16 protein-coding genes and 2 pseudogenes are annotated in these 18,292 nt (G+C 48.0%); 7 read left to right on the top strand and 11 right to left on the bottom strand.

Going from position 1 to position 18,292, the window contains the following annotated elements; all coding sequences use genetic code 11:
* Nucleotides 1-139: 139 nt before the first annotated feature.
* From QGP82_RS20595 to QGP82_RS20610, 4 genes and pseudogenes are all read left to right on the top strand, one after another.
* Nucleotides 140-241, top strand: a pseudogene (locus QGP82_RS20595) (BrnT family toxin); the annotation flags it as partial.
* Entirely contained in the window at nt 231-515 is a 285-nt protein-coding gene (locus QGP82_RS20600) for a hypothetical protein (RefSeq protein WP_499060825.1), read from the top strand. The pseudogene QGP82_RS20595 and the gene QGP82_RS20600, both read left to right, overlap by 11 nt.
* A 176-nt stretch (nt 516-691) precedes the next feature.
* A complete protein-coding gene (locus QGP82_RS20605) occupies nt 692-919 on the top strand; it encodes a hypothetical protein (protein WP_163668483.1) in 228 nt (75 codons plus the stop codon).
* Entirely contained in the window at nt 909-1,298 is a 390-nt protein-coding gene (locus QGP82_RS20610) for a type II toxin-antitoxin system VapC family toxin (RefSeq protein WP_006517754.1), read from the top strand. Before QGP82_RS20605 ends, QGP82_RS20610 begins: the two co-directional genes overlap by 11 nt.
* A gap of 82 nt (nt 1,299-1,380) precedes the next feature.
* Here the strand turns inward: QGP82_RS20610 and QGP82_RS20615 are convergent, their stop codons facing one another.
* From QGP82_RS20615 to QGP82_RS20635, 5 genes are all read right to left on the bottom strand, one after another.
* Nucleotides 1,381-2,241: a DMT family transporter gene (locus QGP82_RS20615; protein ID WP_499060826.1), complete on the bottom strand. Its 861-nt coding sequence runs from the start codon at nt 2,239-2,241 to the stop codon at nt 1,381-1,383.
* A gap of 182 nt (nt 2,242-2,423) precedes the next feature.
* Nucleotides 2,424-3,539 (bottom strand): Mrp/NBP35 family ATP-binding protein, encoded by a 1,116-nt coding sequence (locus tag QGP82_RS20620; RefSeq protein ID WP_499060827.1) that lies wholly within the window; start codon nt 3,537-3,539, stop codon nt 2,424-2,426.
* Nucleotides 3,532-4,512 (bottom strand): HEAT repeat domain-containing protein, encoded by a 981-nt coding sequence (locus QGP82_RS20625; protein WP_163668490.1) that lies wholly within the window; start codon nt 4,510-4,512, stop codon nt 3,532-3,534. The genes QGP82_RS20620 and QGP82_RS20625 overlap by 8 nt, the downstream gene beginning before the upstream one ends.
* A 15-nt stretch (nt 4,513-4,527) precedes the next feature.
* Complete coding sequence (locus tag QGP82_RS20630; RefSeq protein ID WP_006517750.1) at nt 4,528-4,755, bottom strand: 4Fe-4S dicluster domain-containing protein; 228 nt, start codon at nt 4,753-4,755, stop codon at nt 4,528-4,530.
* A gap of 79 nt (nt 4,756-4,834) precedes the next feature.
* On the bottom strand, nt 4,835-6,538 hold the full coding sequence (locus QGP82_RS20635; protein ID WP_499060828.1) for a fumarate reductase/succinate dehydrogenase flavoprotein subunit: 1,704 nt from the start codon (nt 6,536-6,538) through the stop codon (nt 4,835-4,837).
* Between the two features lie 458 nt (nt 6,539-6,996).
* Between QGP82_RS20635 and QGP82_RS20640 the strand changes: the two genes are divergently transcribed.
* The gene (locus QGP82_RS20640; RefSeq protein ID WP_499060829.1) at nt 6,997-9,027 is read left to right on the top strand and encodes a LysR family transcriptional regulator; all 2,031 of its coding nucleotides are present in this window, start codon (nt 6,997-6,999) and stop codon (nt 9,025-9,027) included.
* Between the two features lie 159 nt (nt 9,028-9,186).
* Here the strand turns inward: QGP82_RS20640 and QGP82_RS20645 are convergent, their stop codons facing one another.
* The 6 genes and pseudogenes from QGP82_RS20645 to QGP82_RS20670 all read right to left on the bottom strand — a co-directional run bounded on the left by QGP82_RS20645 (nt 9,187) and on the right by QGP82_RS20670 (nt 16,268).
* Nucleotides 9,187-10,197 carry a YeiH family protein gene (locus QGP82_RS20645; RefSeq protein WP_499060830.1) on the bottom strand — a complete coding sequence of 337 codons (1,011 nt, stop codon included), beginning with the start codon at nt 10,195-10,197 and terminating at the stop codon, nt 9,187-9,189.
* A gap of 96 nt (nt 10,198-10,293) precedes the next feature.
* Nucleotides 10,294-11,121, bottom strand: a complete 828-nt coding sequence (locus tag QGP82_RS20650; RefSeq protein WP_163668499.1) for an ABC transporter ATP-binding protein — start codon at nt 11,119-11,121, stop codon at nt 10,294-10,296.
* Nucleotides 11,122-11,140: 19 nt separating this feature from the next.
* A complete protein-coding gene (locus QGP82_RS20655) occupies nt 11,141-12,001 on the bottom strand; it encodes an ABC transporter permease (RefSeq protein ID WP_163668501.1) in 861 nt (286 codons plus the stop codon).
* A gap of 40 nt (nt 12,002-12,041) precedes the next feature.
* The gene (locus tag QGP82_RS20660; protein ID WP_163668503.1) at nt 12,042-13,613 is read right to left on the bottom strand and encodes an ABC transporter substrate-binding protein; all 1,572 of its coding nucleotides are present in this window, start codon (nt 13,611-13,613) and stop codon (nt 12,042-12,044) included.
* 250 nt (nt 13,614-13,863) lie between these two features.
* Nucleotides 13,864-14,124 (bottom strand): annotated as a pseudogene (locus QGP82_RS20665) (Uma2 family endonuclease); the annotation flags it as partial.
* 236 nt (nt 14,125-14,360) lie between these two features.
* Nucleotides 14,361-16,268, bottom strand: coding sequence for a class I tRNA ligase family protein (locus QGP82_RS20670; RefSeq protein ID WP_499060831.1), 1,908 nt, complete (start codon nt 16,266-16,268; stop codon nt 14,361-14,363).
* Nucleotides 16,269-16,401: 133 nt separating this feature from the next.
* On the opposite strand from QGP82_RS20670, the gene QGP82_RS20675 reads away from it, so the two are divergent.
* Nucleotides 16,402-16,536, top strand: a complete 135-nt coding sequence (locus tag QGP82_RS20675; protein WP_284681683.1) for a hypothetical protein — start codon at nt 16,402-16,404, stop codon at nt 16,534-16,536.
* 1,331 nt (nt 16,537-17,867) lie between these two features.
* On the top strand, nt 17,868-18,272 hold the full coding sequence (locus QGP82_RS20680) for a two-partner secretion domain-containing protein (RefSeq protein WP_499060833.1): 405 nt from the start codon (nt 17,868-17,870) through the stop codon (nt 18,270-18,272).
* The last annotated feature ends 20 nt before the right edge of the window (nt 18,273-18,292 follow it).

The following is an 18,292-nucleotide window of genomic DNA, read 5'->3' on the forward strand; positions in this document are numbered from 1 at the left end:
CGCCCCTTTACAGCAACGTTAAGCGATGATTGGCTGAAAACCCTCGATCATCAGCAAGGCAATACTGACCACGTCTGGGCTGCCGGATAATCCTTGAGGTTTTTATTGAGTTTTTCAGCAAACCCTAGATAGGCGTTAGAATCTCTTATACGTCGTTTTTATTGAGCGCGAAGACGACATGATCCGTATTATTTCAGCTCGTAAAGCCACACGAAAGGAACGTGAATACTATGAAAACTGATGCACTAAAAAAGCGGTTAGACAGAAATCGCCCAATGACGACAATCACAATTCGGATGCCCGAAGATGTGATTGAAGACTTAAAGCGAATTGCACCGTTACTCGGATTTTCGGGGTATCAACCCCTGGCTCGTGCCTACATTGGTCAAGGTCTTCGTGCTGATTTAGAGCGTTTAGAAGGAGATACTGTCTCTGCGCTGATCGCGAGCTTAAAGCGTCATGGTGTCAGTGATGAGATTTTACAGGAAGCGCTTGGCGAAGTTACTCAACGATAGCTACAGCAGAGACTCTTTTGACGAATATATGTCTCGATTAGCAGATATTTGTGAGTCGTGCTTTCAAGCTTCACAGCTATACGCTAGGTATTCCTGAATTAAAGAGCATAGGCTTTGAGGAGCTGTGGCTGTAACCCCTTTAAAGCCTGTAAAATTGAATTAATGAGGAGGTAAAAATGAGTTTATCCATCATTGATCAAGTCATTGAGCAGCTAAGCAATATGCCGCAGTCCTTGCAGCAGCAAGTTCTGCAATTTGCTCGTATGTTGGGCCAAGTCAGAATTCAAGGCACCCCTGGCCACAAGTTGCTTAAGTTTGCTGGTTCTATCCAATCGGATGATCTAACTCTAATGCAGGATGCTATTGAGGAAGGTTGCGAACAGGTAGATTTGGATGAGTGGTAGCTACTTACTCGATACCAACATCATCATTGGACTCTTTGCTGGGCAAGCATCAATCATTGAACAGCTGGAGCAGTCTGATGAAATCTTTATCCCTAGCATTGCCCTTGGAGAACTGCATTACGGTGCAAGGAAGTCTGGGCGGGTTCAGAAAAATCTAGAACGGATTGAAGAGTTTGTTACAGACGTCACTATTGTTGATTGTGACGCTGTTACAGCCCGACAGTATGGCGATGTTAAAAATCGGTTGAGAGTAAAAGGCCGTCCACTACCTGAAAATGACATCTGGATTGCGGCACTAGCCCTGCAGTATGATTTAGTACTAGTCACACGCGATGCCCATTTTCAGCATGTGGAAGGTTTGCAAACCGTACAATGGTAATCTCGGTCAGTCAGTTAACACTGCGTTGGGTGTGGACAGAGCAACGCTTAAGTTCCAGAGAGACTCTTTGAACGCATGTCGCTTACTGCTCGCTACGTCCCATTACAGCTAGGCCAATGCCACCTAAAATCAGCAAAGACGCCAAGACCAATCGTGCGCTCAATGTCTCTTGCAAAAATAAAATCCCCCCTAATGCAGCAATCACAGGCACTGCTAACTGCACTGTTGCCGCCCGCGTTGCCGTTAGGCCTTTTAGCGCCGCATACCAAATTGCATAGCCCACACCAGAGGCTAGCGCCCCTGATAACAAGGCTAAAACCGCACCTGTTAGAGTCAGATGCATTGCCGATAAGTTCACCAGACTCACCCCAACGGCAAAGGGAACTGCCCGTACAAAATTAGTCGTTGTATAGGCCACTGGGTCCTGGCTTCCACGACCGAGCAGCGAGTAAAATCCCCAAGCGACACCTGCCATCACCATCAGCACAGAACCCATCACTGGCGGCGCTGCCAAACCGGGTGATACCAGATATAACAATCCCATCAGCGCCAGTAGTAATCCTGCCCATTCCAACGGATGTGGCTTTTCTCCCTGTTTTAAGGCAGCTACAATCATCGTTACCTGCACTGAGCCAAAAAGAATTAAGGCTCCGGTGCCTGCGGCTAGTTGCAAGTATGAAAACGAAAAGGTAACTGCGTAGAGAAACAGCATCAATGCGGCTGTCCATTTGCCCTGAAGTTTTATAACAGACTTTCCTTGAGAGAATGTCATAACAGCTAACAACATGGTTGCACCAGAGACTAATCGCAAGGTCATAAAACTGGACGCATCAATGGAGCCTGGACCCAGGGCCATGCGGGTAAGTAAGGAATTGGCAGCAAACGCAATTAGCGTGCAGCTGGTCAGAATTGACGTTTTCAGGGCAGGTGCATGATAGGACATGGGTTTAAGGTAAAGCCATTCCTGGTCTAAAAGCCAACGCGCTCAGTGTTTGAGGATCGTTAAACAACAAACAGAAGCTTAGGAGTAGAAATTAAATACATTCCACCTAAACCGGACTTCGGCTCCGCTCAGTCCTCTATTTATGACGTCGAGAAACGTGGATTTTGTTAATTCCTCTATCCTTAGAACGCCGTTGTTGTCTGATTGATTATATGATTTTCTGTCCGATCTACAGTCGGAGAAAATGTATGATTCAAACCAGTCGCGATCGCAGCAAATACCTGTGACAAAGGAGCCTCTCCATCGGCTAAAGGCCGCCCCCTATCACCTCCCTGACAGATCTGAGGATCGATAGGTACCTGGCCCAACAGCGGCACGGATAGTTCCTGGGCCATTTGCTCTCCCCCACCGCTACCAAAAATTGATGTGCGCTCCCCACAACAGCCACAGATCAAGTAGCTCATGTTTTCTACCAGACCGAGGACGGGCACACCCACCTGACGAAACATATGGATGCTACGTCGCACGTCTGAGACTGCCACCTGTTGCGGCGTTGTTACCATTACCACGCCGCAGATGGGGCTTTCTTGAATAATGGTAATCTGGGCATCGCCGGTACCGGGGGGCAGATCAATTAAAAGATAGTCTAACTCTCCCCAATCCACGTCTTGGATAAACTGGGTAATAATCTTATGGAGAACGGGACCACGCCAGGCTAAAGGATGGTCAGGCTCTGCCAGCAGTCCCACCGACATGACCTTAATGCCATGGGCCTCCAATGGTTTGAAGCGCTGCCCCTCCGGTGTGTCAATCACCTCAACCGTAGTTTGAGCAAGTCCCAACATCTGGGGCACATTGGGACCGTAGATGTCAGCATCGAGCAGACCCACCTTGGCCCCGGTTTTTGTCAGGGCAGCGGCTAGATTCACAGCTGTGGTGGACTTACCAACACCTCCCTTGCCGCTGGATACGGCCAGCGTCGTGTGCACACCAGGAATTGTGCAAATCTGAATGTAGGCTTTCTGACACCACTCTAAATCTCCCAGGGCTAACTGGGCCTGTTCTTTGAGCTCATGTTGATGGACACCGATATAAAGCTTCAGATACACATAGTTATCCACCACTCGCAGGTTTCGCACCATGCCCAGGTCAACAATGTTTTTGTTGAGAATCGGTTCAACCACCTGCTTGAGACATTGAATAGCCGCCTGTTTACGGATGGCTATCACCGGGCTATCAGGGATGGCATCGGGGGACTGGTGAGGGGCACGAACAAAGGGAGAATCATGGTTAGGCATTGGACGCTTCCGCTAGCTGATCCTGAATCTTTTGAATGGCCCGCTGAGAGAAAATCTGGACATCCCGATCTGGGTCATCGAGAGTTTGTTTTAGGGCTGGTAAGACCTCAGGATTACCTAAGTTGCCCAGGGCAATGGCGGCATCTCGTCGCACATCGGAATACTCGTCAGAAAGGGCTTTGATCAGTATGGGAATGGTCTCATTGGTGGCAACCTTTTGTAGGGCGCGGGCGGTAAATTTGCGCACCTGCCAGTGGTCATCGGCCAATGCCTGGGTCAGGGCTGGTGTGGCCGCAGTGGTGGCATGGAGGTCTAGGGACTGGGCTGCGTTACGCCGCACCTGCCAATCTGGGTCATGTGCGATCGCACTACACAACATCGGCACCACCGCCTCATCACTCAAATACCCCAGGGTCAAAATAGCCGAACGTCTGACCTCATCATTAGTATCTTTGGCCAGGGCGAGGGCAGGCTCACAGCGCACCACCTGATTTAGATACCGCAGGGTAACAACAGAGGCCTCCCGCAGTACTGGATTCTCAGACTCAAAGAACGGCAGAATATAGGGCAACGCCTGGGCATCGTGAATTTTGCGCAGCAGGATCAGCACATTCAGCTGCACATTTTCGTCATCGACTTGAATCGCATCCAACAGCTTGAGTAAATCGTCAGGAGCGACCAGTTCTTTCAGGGCAGATAGGGCCTCTTCGCGCACCTCGGGTTCATGGTCAGACCTTAAACAGTCCAACAGCGGCGGGATAACCACTGGGTTTGCCATTTCCCAAAGAGCGGTTACGGCAATCTCCTGAACCCTCGGACTCTCATCATTCAAGCTCTGGATCAAGGCGTCAATGGCATCTTCATCCCCCAGGTGCTGTAGTGATTTGGCAGCCACCAAGCGGTCGTTGAGGTCTTGCGATCGCAACATTTCTACCCACTGCACCACTTCTGGATCAAGGTCGGTATGGGCCATGGTGAGTTTTTCTCCCTAACGCAGTAGAAACGGAATCTGAACAGTAATGGCATTGGTGGGACATTCTTTCTCACAGGGAAGGCAAAACCAACATTCGTCGTATTTCATATAGGCTTTGCCAGTCTCAGGGTTTTTTACCAACACATCCAGGGGGCAGACTTCGATGCAGGCCGTACATTTTTCGAGACATTTAGATTCGTCCACAATTACTGGGACATCAACACGCTGGGTGGTTAGAGCCATAGATGGGTTTCTCAATTAAAGAACAGAAATTTTTCGTCCTTTGTAGAGGCGTTCCATGGAATACCTCTACAAAGGATCCCTACCGTACCGCCACGTCATACACTTCCTGCTGAAGATCCACCTCCACAATATAAGGAGTTACCGGGCGCTTAAACATTTCCATCTTGCCCGATTCTGTTTTCTTTAAGTTCACATGACAGAACCATTCCTCATCATTTTTCTCAGGATAATCCAGACGATAGTGATAAAGTCCCCAACGACTTTCCTTACGATAAAGCGATGCCCGGGCCGCCATTTCGGCACAGTCTCGGATAAAGTGAACCTCCATACAGCGCATCAGCTCATGGGGGTCTCGGGCTCCCATCAAATCCAGGGTTTCGTGATATCGCTCAAAGGCCGCAAGACCAATATCCATCTTGTTAGGAGATTTGGGCGGCTGTAGATAATCATTCACATAGCGACGCAGCTTATACTCCACCTGGGTGTGAGGCACGCCATCGGGGCGATCCAAGGGGGCATAGATGCGAGCTTTTTCTGTTGCGAGAAACTCTGGGTCGGGGTCCACATGCTCTAGGCCTTGTACATACTCCATGGCATTGATACCGGACAGGCGTCCAGAAACAAAGGCTCCAATCATGTAGTTGTGGGGCACGCTGGCCATATCACCAGCGGCGTAGAGACCGGGCACGGTGGTTTCAGCCTTGTCACTGACCCAAACGCCGGAGGCGCTGTGGCCACTGCAAAGACCGATCTCTGAAATGTTCATCTCCACCCCATTGGTGCGGTAGTCCTCCCCTCGTCCTTCATGGAAACGCTCACGGCTGGGGCGTTCATTGGACCAGAGCACCCGCTCAATTTCGGAAATGGTGTCGTCATCCAGGTGATACATCTTCAGGTGTACCGGCCCCTTACCAGAGTTCAACTCTTTCCAGGTTTCCAACATCATCTGGCCACTCCAATAGTCGCAGCTGATGAAGCGATTTCCCTCGGCGTTGGCGGTGTAGGCCCCAAAGGGACTGGCCACATAGGCACAGGCGGGACCGTTGTAGTCTTTGATCAGAGGATTGATCTGAAAACATTCAATGTTGGTCAGCTCTGCTCCGGCGTGGTAGGCCATGGAATAGCCGTCCCCCGCATTGGTGGGGTTCTCGTAGGTACCATAGAGATACCCGGAGGCCGGTAGCCCCAGGCGACCGCAGGCCCCGGTACACAGCACCACGGCCTTTGCCTGGATAACAACAAAGTCTCCCTTGCGTACATCGAAGCCGACAGCTCCAATCACCCGCCCTTCTTTTACCATGACTCGCGTGGCCATTACCCGGTTGGTGACCCGTACCTTATGGCGTTTAACCTGGCGAGAAAGAATCTTTTTTAAATCTTTTCCTTCGGGCATGGGCAGTACGTACTTGCCCACGCGGTGTACCTGTTTGAGGTCGTAGTTACCTTCAGTGTCTTTTTGAAATTTAACACCCCAGCTTTCCAGCTCTTGGATGACTTCAAATCCCCAGCGCCCGGTTTGGTAAACATTTTTTTGCTCTAAAACGCCGTCGTTGGCGATGGTGATTTCTCTCACATATTGTTCTGGGGTGGAGTTGCCGGGGATCACGGCGGTGTTGACGCCATCCATGCCCATTGCGATCGCACCGCTACGACGAATATTAGCTTTCTCAAGGATTAAAACATCGGCATCGGGGTTAGCCTGCTTGGCCTTGATACCCGCCATCGTACCAGCGGTACCTCCACCAATCACTAAAAAGTCTGTTTGCAGATGCTGAGTATTCACACAAAAGTCCTCATTTCCAATAAGGTGATCAAACCTCAACCGGTTGGAGGCTCATCAAAAGCAAGCATTAGCTAGTACTTTCTTAAGCCATGGCTTCAGCGGTGTGGTTTCTATAGAAAACTCGCGGTCTAATCTAAAAATCTCAAGTGTCGAACATGGCTTCGTTAAGATGGCGTTGTTTGGAAATATGCATACTTTTCCATGTCCGTTATCCCTATTCTAAAGAGACTCAGTGATCACCTCAAGATCCTTTGTATCAAAAAGCACTGTTTTTCGATTCAACTTTTTTATATACTCATAAAAATCAGAAATAGTATGTTGAGCTGTACGGCCATTAACTTAGGTAATTAAGAGACTAATTAGAGAGATTACTTGTGCCAAATTTGATTGATTTGGTTACCTGATCGAGCCTTACAGTAGGCCTTTAAATCGTCGCCTAGTTCGCTAGCGATTTTGTTGTGGAAATTTATCATTTAAGAGTCTTTTTAGAGGTCGCACGCTACCTAAGCTTTACCGAAGCAGCAGATGCTCTAAACCTGACCCAGCCTGCTGTGAGCGCTAAAATTAAGTCCCTGGAGGCCAACCTGGGTGTCGATCTATTTCATCGGCTTGGTCGCAAAATAAAGCTAACCACGGTGGGCAGCTATTTACTCGAAGCAGGCCCTAGTCTACTGGCGTTAGAGAGTCGTTTAATCAATGAAATTAATGAAATTAAACAGGGAAAATATAGCCGTTTAAAAGTTGGCTGTACTGTCAGTATTGCTAGCGGATGGTTATCTAAAATCCTGTTTAAGTATCGTCAGAAATATCCTGATATCGAGCTGAAATGTTTGCCCTTTGACACATCGCAACAGCTACATCAAGCCATCACATTGGGAGAGATTGAAATTGGTTTTGCCGAGACAAATCTCAGTGAATTTGATGAAATAGATTCATTGCCCATTGATAGTTTTCAATATTTCTTGATGGTAGCTGCTGACCATCGGCTCGCCCCGTGCCAATGGCTGAGCCTGCGCGATCTAACCTCAGAAGCATGGGTATTTCCAGGTGCGGGTACACCAGGGCGAGTGGCTTTAGAAGCAAGGCTTGCAGAGTTGGGTATGCACCTCTCGGACTTTGCCCACCGAGAGTTTGTCCAATCGGCTAGCTTATTAAGCACATTTTTGACCCAAGGGCACTATCTAGGCTTTGGCTCCAGCTTACAGCTTCAAACAGAACGTCAAGCCAAGCTCTTGGTTACCATTCCCTTGCAGGAGTTTGCTCTGGATTATCAGCTGTTTATGCTAACGCCTAAACGACTCTCCAGGGTTACCCCACGCCACGCCCAAAAACATCGCGCCGAAATCCAACCCACTGAACCCCTACAACAATTTATTCAGCTGGTCTCCAAAGAGTCTGAACGGGCTCAGCGGATTAGAGCACAGAAATCATTCTCCAAATCAGCTACGACGGCCCACTTACAATCCCCTAGCCTATGGCTACGCCAGGCCCACGGAGCCTCTTCAGAAACCTTGACGCTGGCGATCGGTACCCAAAACAAAACCATACAAACGGTAACTGCGGGGGTGATTATTCAACGATTGGGACTACTCGAACATTTTTTGCCCAGAAGCGGTCAGTACAGCAAGACAAACTATCAAATTAAATGGCATGACTTTACTTCGGGAGCTCCCATTGCCAAAGGTCTGCAAACCCAACAGCTAGACATCGGTATTTTAGGAGATTACCCTTTGTTACTCAGTGGTCTGGCCGACAGTCTAACCTCAGAGAGTAACTCGTCTTCTGCTACCAAAACTCGATTAGTTAGCTTTGTTGCCAGCAACCCTGATGGGACAGGGAATACCATTATTGTTCCTGGTCGTTCTTCCCTAAGTAGCTTAGATGATTTACGAAATCGAGTCCTTGCCGTTCCCTTTGCATCATCTGCCCACGGAATGGTGATGCGTACGCTGTTCCAGGCCAATCTACTCCATAAAGTCACCTTAAACTCAATTGATAACCTGAGCATTGATCGCCTCACCCCCCGTAATGATCGGGCTGATGGCTATGCCTATTTTGCTCCTCTCCATGAAATTGCCAGCCATCATGGTCGGTTCAGGCGTCTAGTTGATGCCCCTGATTTGACAGAATTACCGACATTCCATGGGATTGTTGTTAGAGAGTCCTTTGCTGAACAGCATCCAGAACTAGTGGTTGCTTATTTAAAAGCCTTGATTGCCGCTCAGCATTGGTATATCAACACACCGAGTGCTCTTTCCCTGGTCAGTAATTGGGTCAGGCTAGATCCTGAAATTGTTTCTAAAACCCTTGATTACCAACAGTCAAATCGCACGGGACTGTTTTTCCCAGAAACGCAAATTCGCACGGACTGGATTACAGATCATATCCAACAACTCAAAGTCGTTCCAGGTAATGAGCAACTGGGTGAGATTGATGTCAATAGTTGGATACAGCCTGAATTCTTAGAAACGGCTATAAACTCCTTCTAGGAAATTAAGTGGATGGAAAAAACTATCCATCAATCCGGGCTTTGACTCCGCTCAGCCCTCATCTTCTCTAAATTAGCTGATTAGCGGAGTCTCTAATTTAGCTGGTTGAGCGAAGTCGAAACCAGCGGTATATAGAAACGTTTACTTTGGGCTATCTACTCAATAAAAGGCCTTGATTAACCCCAGACTCAGCAGTGAAATAAAGAACCATGCAGCTCCCCCTAGATAAAGTGGTTTGAGACCAGTTTGTTTCATCTTCAGGAGATCTGTCTCTAACCCCATGGCAGCTAGTGAAAGAGTTAACAGAAATTTATTGCCTTGAATTAAACTATCTTTTAAGGCTGGAGGGAAGAGATCTAGACTATTGATGCCAATGAGTACTACAAAGCCTACAATAAACCATGGAACGGGTAACTGCCTGGATTTAAAAGAGGAAACACGCAGACGATGGGTGAGATCTGATCCCATTGAGATAGATCTCAGCGTCAGCATAATCGGGACTAGAAATAACATCCGTGCTAACTTGGCCACAGTGGCTAACTCACCACTAACATCTCCCTGTTGAAAGGCTGCTGCTACTACCTGAGCCACCTCATGAATAGACGTTCCAGACCATACACCAAAAGCGACTGGCGTGAGCTGGAGCATCGTTGAGAGTATAGGGTAAAGCAACATCGAAATTGTGCCAAACACTGTCACGATCGTAATTGCATAGGCTACATCTTCGTCTTGTCCCTCTAGGAGAGTATTTGTAGCAACTACAGCCGATGCGCCGCAGATTGAAGTGCCTGCTGCAATTAGATGGGCTAGCTTACGGCTAACGCCCAGATGACGCCCTAACCAACAGGTAAATACAAAGGTAGAACCAACGGTGGCAGCGACAATCATTAACCCGACGGGACCAACCTGGATCAGCTGGAGTAAGCTTAGCTGTAGTCCCAGTAAAATAATCGCTAGCCGTAAAATGCGTTTGAGCGAAAAGGTGATGCCTGGCTGGCAGACTTTGGGAACTCCAGCGGTATTTTTGACCAGGATACCCAATAGGACCGCTAAAATTAAGGGACTCAATAATCCTAAGCCTGGCAGCTGTTGTAGTCCTGTTGCCAGGAAGGCTATTCCAGTTGCCAAAGCAAGGCCAACCAACGTAGTTAGGCTGGTAAGGTTAAGCATGTGTTGTTGTAGGGGATAAAAATACCCAGATGTTGGAGAGACGTTCCATGGAACGTCTGTACATTCAATTACTATGAATCTAGTTGATTTTATTTCCTAGTGAGTCTCCATACTCTTCAGCGTTTCTTCTCGAATTAATTCAAAGACCTGACGATTAAGCTGACTAAACTCTGGCGTTAGTATGTCATCAACATGGCGGGGCCTCACTAGGGGAATATCCAACTCTGCTTTGATACGCCCTGGCTGTACGCCCATCACAAAAATGCGATCGCCCAAAAAGACCGCTTCTTCGATATCGTGGGTAACAAAAATGACCGTAGTTTTTAATGTCTCCCAGATATTGAGCAATAACTCCTGCATCATGTGACGAGTTTGAGCATCTAAGGCTGCAAAGGGCTCATCCATCAACAATACTGAGGGTGAATTAACCAAGGCCCTAACAATGCTGGCTCGCTGCTGCATTCCGCCCGAAAGCTGTCTGGGGTAGGCATTGCGATATTTGCCCAGCCCCACTAGATTTAGATATTCTCCCACCATATCCTCTCGTTCTGCTTTGGGGATACCCTTAATCTTTAGACCAAACTCAACATTTTGATAGGTTGTTTTCCAGGGGAGTAACGAATACTGCTGAAAGACAAACCCTCGATCGGCCCCTGGTTTTCTAACTTGTTTTTGATCGACCATGACATAGCCAGCCGTGGGTTTGATAAAACCGGCAATAATATTCAGCAGCGTGGATTTACCACATCCTGAGGGGCCTAAAAGACAAACCAGTTCCCCCGGCTTTATGTGTAAATTGACCGAATCTAAAACCTGGGTGGAGTGGCCCTTTCGATTAAAGATCATCGAAATTCCTTCCACGTTGACCGAGCCTTTGGCCTTAGATGTTGTTGCCGCTGATGCTGTCACAGCCTCTTTTATCATGGTGGGCACTCCTACTGATTTAAGCATCCTGTTTTTTGATCACACGCCAGGGCATCAAGGCCGCTGTGCTGCGCCCAACCGCCCACGAACTCAGGGCCCCCATCAATCCAATCAGCAACATGCCCATGACAATGGGAGGATAGTTGGATGTAACATAGGACTCCCAGGTAATGTAGCCCACACCGTACCGGCCAGCCAAAATCTCAGCAGTCACTAAGCAAAACCAGGCATTGCCCATGCCAATGGTCAATCCACTGGCTATGCCAGGCAAGGCTCCTGGAATGACAATATCTTTGAAAACATGCCATTGATTGGCCCCTAGACATTGACCTACCCGAATCAGGACAATGTCGTGCAGAATATTCTCAACTGCACGAATTGTGCTGATCAAAACCGGGAAGAATGCGCCAATAAAGGTGATATAAATCATTCCCGTCTCAGCGTTGGGAAACATTAAGATGGCGAGTGGAATCCAGGCCACAGCCGGTATGGGTCTAAGCAGTTCTAATGCTGGCATTAAAAGGTCTTCAGCAATTTGAAACCAGCCAATAATAATCCCCAAGACGACCGCCAAAACAGATGCTACAGCAAACCCTACCAATACCCGTACCACGCTAGAGCGGATATGCACCCAGGGGTCACTGGTAAAGAAATCGACAGTGGCTTTTGCCACCTCCCATGGAGAGGGGATCAGCTGAAAGTTAATAAAGAACTTAAAGCCAATCATACATAGGATTTGCCAGATCCCAAAAAAGAGGGCCAGGGCGATAAACCGCCTGACAGAACGGCCTGACAAGATGACCTGTAGGGTTTGATATAAGCTTGACATCGGGCTAGAGCTACGAGCCCGAACGTGAGATTGAGGCAGGGTGCTGGCCATAGGAGAGAATTATTAAAGGAATGGTTGAGAGCATGTATTCTTAACCCGCCAACGCTGGTACAGCCTCCAACAGTGTCTGCTTCAAATCCTCCACAGTTAAACGGCTAATGCGAGCTGGCTGAGGTCCGTTGGCATAGGTCTGTAGCAGGCTCTTAAAGGTGGTTACCTGGCCACCGGACTCAGAGGCAAACGCCTGGGCATCGGCTTCTAGCAAAAAGGCCGATACTTCATCTCCATTTTTGACATAGTGAGAGTTCTCCGCAAACAGCTTCCAGCCTTTGTTGCGATCGTGGACAAAGATCACATCAGAAGCTTTGCCATCAGCCTGTAGCTCGTTGAGCTTTTTGATCATGTTAGGAATGGTGGCAAAATTAGTCACTGTGGGCTCTTCTTGGATCCACAGCTGGGCTGCCATTTTGGGCTCTTCAATTGGCTCGTTGGTGAGGGCGTCATTTCCGGTGATGACATAGCTTTCGCCCACTTCAATCACTTCGTCATAGTTCAAGCCCATGTTGTCCATGGCTGTTTTTAAGAAGCTTTCATCGACCCACTGGGTAACATCGTCTGGGTTGACCGGGGATTCAATTTTACCCAGACTAATCAACGTGGCAATACTGTTTTTGAGCGCTTCTAACTGCACTTCACCAATACTTGGGTTTATAGGCTGTAGCCCAGACGGCCCCAGAAACATATAAACGACTTCTTTCTCAATACCTGACCATTCTTCAATTTGGGCAGAGATCTCTTCGGGCTTCTCTTGAAACGTTTGGTTAGCTTCCAGCATTGCCTGAAGATAGGCCTGAACGATTTCGGGGTGCTCTTCGGCAAAATCCGAACGAACAACAATGCCGTGTAGGGTGGGAACGCCTGTTTGGGCTCCATCAAAAATCTTCTTGGCAAATCCTCGGAAGGGGAATAATTCTCCAAAGGGGACAAAGTCAGCGTGGGCATCAATTTGACCCGTACGTAGGCTGGTACCACCCACCTCCGGTGCTTGGCTAATCAGTTTGACATCTGACTCTGGGTCAATACCAGCGTCGCTCAAGGCTTTGAGCACCATGCCGTGAGCTGCGGAGCCAAAAGGAACGGATACAGAGCCTCCTTTTAGATCCGCTAAAGAGGTGACATCACTATCCTTGGGAACAACAACCGCATTACCTGCTCCGTTAGGGCTATAGGCTAGGGTGCCAATAAATGTGGAGGTAACTCCCTCAACCTCCTCTTGGAATTTAATCAGATTAATAACGGCTGGAAAATCTCCCATTAAACCAATATCAATCTGGTCAGCAAGCATTTTGTTGGTAATAGGTGGTCCTGAGGTGTAGCTAGACCATTGAATATCGTATTCTACATTTTCGTATTTGCCTGTTGTTGGCAGATGTTTTTCCAATAGCCCTAATTCTCGTACGGTGGCACCGCCAACAGCCGTATTAATTACCTGGTCTTGGGTCCCAATAGAAATACGGATCACCTCTCCATTGCCAGTACTGGCTGTATTGGCTGCACCTTCGGCATTTTCGCTGGGGCCAGAGCAAGATGTAATCAAAACTGAAGAAAACGTCAGGGCACAAGAGAGAGAAAGTCTTCTGAACCAAAGATAATGAGGCTTCATGGCGGGGACTCCTATCAATTTGCTTCATTTAATCGATGATAACCATAAAGTATCTGTATCTCTATTTACAGATATCTTTTATCGAGGTGTTAGCTCAATAAGGGTTTTGATTAGACCCATAGATTTCTTTTATTGGTATGCTTCTAGTTTTGTAGTGACCCCCAAAAAATTAGGACAGAGCTGAGAGAGCGTAAGCTAGAGTCCAAAGGCCCTGATCTTGCTTTTTAATGTGGGAGTGCTGCAGTGGACGTCATTTTGCCGAAGCCATGCAAATAGGCAGAGGAGATTTTAAAATTTCCACAGGCTGGCTCGGTCGATAAATCTCTACGGTCTGATCCTGGGGATTAAGCAACCATCCCAAACATACTCCATTTGCCTAGTACTCCTGCATTTTGGTCTGGAGTGTTGCCAAACTATCGGAAGCAGATCGTAACTCGATAACAAAGTCAGGGGCAATGGGTGGAAACTTTTGTTGTTCTGTGGGGTTAAGGGATTCCCAACGGCTACGTTTCTTCCTGGGATGAACGTTCAAATTTGACGTCAGGATTGGCACGACAAAGCTGGTAAAATGCTTCGTCGGTTAACCGGCCAATGGGATCAAGGGTAATGGTGAAGGCTGTCATGGCTGGAGGGTTAAGGCTAGCCGTTACTAGTTTGATTGTAGAAGATAGGCTACGGAGGTCAGGGAGTAGGCGATGTATTGGGCGGCAGTCGCTTAGGTTGCCACTGCCGCATGTTTTGAAGTTCTTAGATGACCCAGTTGAGTACTTGGCCAGGCACATAGATCACTCGCTTGATGTCCCCGTCCTTTAGGTAGCGTTGCACGATCGCAGACTGCATGGCCTGGGCGGTGGCTTCGGCTTCAGACGCCTCTATGGCTAACTTCAAGGTGGTGCGGGTACGTCCGTTAATTTGCACCGCAATGGTCACCTGTTCCGATTGTATCTGGGCCAAATCAGCTTGTGGAAAGGGCTGCTGGTGAACCGAGTAAGGTTCTCCCAAGTGGTGCCAAAGTTCCTCAGTGATGTGAGGTGCAAAGGGGGCCAGCATCAACACCAAAGCGTGAACTTCTTCCCAAGCAGGCGTGTCCTTAGCTTCCAGATGATTTAGATAGCTCATCAAAGCAGCGATCGCCGTGTTGTACTTCAACTCCTGAATATCGGTATTCACCTTATGGATGGTTTGGTGCAGTTGCCGTTGCGACTCCCTATCCATCGACTGGCTGACCTCAGCAGCAAGATAAGTCATCACCAACTGCCAGATCCGATTTAAGAAGCGATGAACTCCCGTGATACCCTGATCGGAGAAATCGCCCCCTTGCTCGTACGGCCCCAAAAACATCAAGTAGACACGTAAGGTATCGGCCCCATAGGCCTCAATGTACTGATCGGGGGGCACCACGTTGCCCTTAGACTTGCTCATCTTGACCCCATTTTGGGTAATTAACCCATGGGCTCGGAAACGCCGAAACGGTTCCTCAAAGGGCAGGTAACCCAAATCATGCAACACCATTGTGATAAAGCGGGTGTACATGAGGTGCAAGACCGAGTGCTCAGCCCCACCGATGTACATATCCACCGGCAGCCAATGAGCCGTGATCTCGAGGTCAAAGGGAATGTCGGAACAATGGCTCGACGGATAGCGCAAGAAGTACCAGGCCGAATCTAAAAAATTGTCGGACACATCCGTTTCCCGACGAGCCTTGCTGCCACAACAAGGACAGGTGGTATTGACGAATTCAGGTATATCAGCCAAAGGTGAATTCCCTGTACCTTGAGGCAACCAGTTGTCCGTTTGGGGCAATTCCACAGGCAACTGGTCTTCAGGCACAGGCACTACGCCACAGGTGTCGCAATGAATAATCGGGATTGGTGGTCCCCAGTAGCGCTGTCGTGAGATCAACCAATCGCGCAAATGATAGTGGACCTCACCATCGGTTTCGGAACGACCAATCCAGTTTCGCTGAATCGCCTTCACGCGCTCGGACCAGTCCAAATTATCCAAATTGTCTAACAAACGTTGAGCATAGCGGGTGATTTTGAAAAACCACTGTTCCAACTCTCGTTTGGTCGCCTTGGTGCCACAGCGTTCACATTCGCCTTCCGCCACCTGCTCATCGGCCAACACCGTTTTGCAAGACGGGCACCAATTGACTGCGGCTCGTTTGCGCTCAGCTAATCCCGCTTTGAATAACTGCAAAAACAGCCACTGAGTCCATTTGTAGTAGGTCGGATCGGTCGTATTGACCTCATGGTTCCAGGCAAAGTGGTTGCCGATTCGCTTTAGTTGAGTTTCCCGAAACCGCTCCACATTCTGATCTGTGAGCTGTCGGGGATGAATACCTTGTTTGATGGCAAAGTTTTCGCTGTGGATACCAAAGGCATCGAAGCCCATCGGTTCAAAGACATCTTTGCCCTGCATGGCCATAAAGCGACCATAGATGTCGGCTCCGGTGAAAGCGTACACATTTCCCACATGCAACCCCGCCGCAGATGGGTAGGGAAACATCATCAAGTTGTAAAAAGGCGGTTGGTCGGGAGCTGCTCTGGCAGTATCGGTGTCGTAAATCTGGGTTTGCTGCCAGATGGCCTGCCAGTGAGCTTCAACAGAGCGATGGTTGTAGGTTTCAGAAAGTTGTCGAATGGCCGGATCCATACGATCCGGCGTTACAGGTCCCAGTGATACATGGTTTGTTCTCCCAATCGATAAAAAACTGCAAATTTTGGAACACGCTTATAGGATGGCATACAACAGCAAACATTGACTTTCCGTTGGAATCAATAACGTCTTGAATCCTGAAACGGATGTGGCCTATCCTCATCAGGTAAGCACGCTTGATCGTTATCGTGTCTACGATAAAGAAACATGTGGCTATGCTCCTGAGTTGATTGGCAGTATTTGGCTCAGTTTGATTGAAGACTGAAGTGGCGAATGGATTGAGGGCTTCCACTGGGTGCGAATTACCAGTTGCTGTATTCGCTACAACCTTTAATTGCTAAAGAATTGGTTGCATAACCGAGAAGATTCTGTTGCCCATGGACGGGCCATTGCAATTTAACAAAAATCTCTTCTGAGTAATCAGAAAAAAGTACGAAAGAAATAGATTTCTCGGTCCTATCAAAATTATTTTTTACTACGTCTTTAAGGAACTGGCTAGCCTGATCGTTCCAAAAGATATAAGCAAAGTCTCTAACACAGATGATTTTGACATAACGTAGAGCCAGCCCAAAATTGCTTGGGGTTCATCCAGCTGTTTGACTTCACAGCGTTCCAGATGTTTGATCACCCAGCGGTACATTCGGATGGTTGATGGCTGCCTGCCTGACGCACTTCATCATGCCCTCTAATAGTAGGACTCGCATCCTACTTTATAGGAACCATTTACCCCAATTTTTTATGCTAATCGCCCCGTCAAATCAGTCTAAACTGACCCAAAAATGTCCAATGTGTTTTCAGAGGGGGCTCTAAAACACCTATTGGGCAAGGCTTTTAAGCCTTGCCCAATAGGTGAAATGATTGTTTTCATTAAAAAGCTGGTGATCCGACTCGAACGGACGACCGGCTGATTACAAAAGAAACGCTCAAAGGCTAAGTTTATTTTCTGGCAAGGCTTTCAAGGTAAGTGAAAAGTGCTGTGCTAATTTTTGTACTAATTTTTCGCGGCATTTTTCGTACAAAATTTTGTCAAGACTTAGATGAGCTGACCGTTAATTAGCTGCTCTATCATCATAGCGAGTGGTCTCAAATATTTTGCTTTTGCAAAGCTAAAAGCTATGTAAATCAGAGGTCTCAATCATTTTTCGACTCAGGCCTCCTTGCAAGCTACATAGGGCTATTCTTGTACTAATTTTTTGAGCCATCTTTCGTAAAGAATTCGTCGAGAAATAAATGAGCTGATCATTACTCAACTGCTCTACTCTTGTACTAAAAATGGAACTTCACCTAGATCCGTGAATTCAAACTTCGTCGAGGTTAACTCCCATGGCCTGTAGGCGTTCGGCTAGCCTGTCTGCGCGTTGCATTCAGTTTCTTGGCCTCTGCTCCAGTGGGGATGATTTCGCCCTTGAGATCGCACCATCTCAACCAAAAAAGATTCACGCTGTAGTAAGTTCAGGCTACAGTGTCAGACATTGGTCTTTCTAGAGTCTGATTTTACCTATACAATCTCAAAGCGTTGAGGAATCTCCAGTGATAAAAAGTGGCTTGCAATGGAAGCAGGGGCTATGGAACGTCTGGTTATTAAGCACTTTCTTAATGATAGAGTCTACCCTAGCCTGGCCAGCACGGGCCGACGGTGGAGTGATTCCCGATAATACGCTGGGGGCTGAAAGTTCAGTAGTGAACAGTTTAGATTCGCTCATCCAGCTAGTTGAAGGTGGCGTCGTTCGGGAGGGCAATCTTTTCCACAGCTTTTGGGAGTTTAATGTTGCAGAAGGCCACGAAGTGTTTTTTGTCAATCCGACGAATGTGGAATCTATTCTGACGCGGGTGACTGGGGATAAGCCATCGGCTATTTTGGGGCGGTTGGGCGTTTTGGGAGATGCCAATCTGTTTTTATTGAACCCTAATGGAATTGTCTTTGGTGAAGCGTCGACACTGGATGTGAATGGTTCATTTTATGCATCGACGGCAGAGGCGATTTCGTTGCAGATGCTTTGACAAGCGGTGATGGAGGCCGA

The organism is Leptothoe sp. LEGE 181152 (assembly GCF_032906605.1).
GTDB lineage: Bacteria > Cyanobacteriota > Cyanobacteriia > Phormidesmidales > Phormidesmidaceae > Leptothoe > Leptothoe turfae.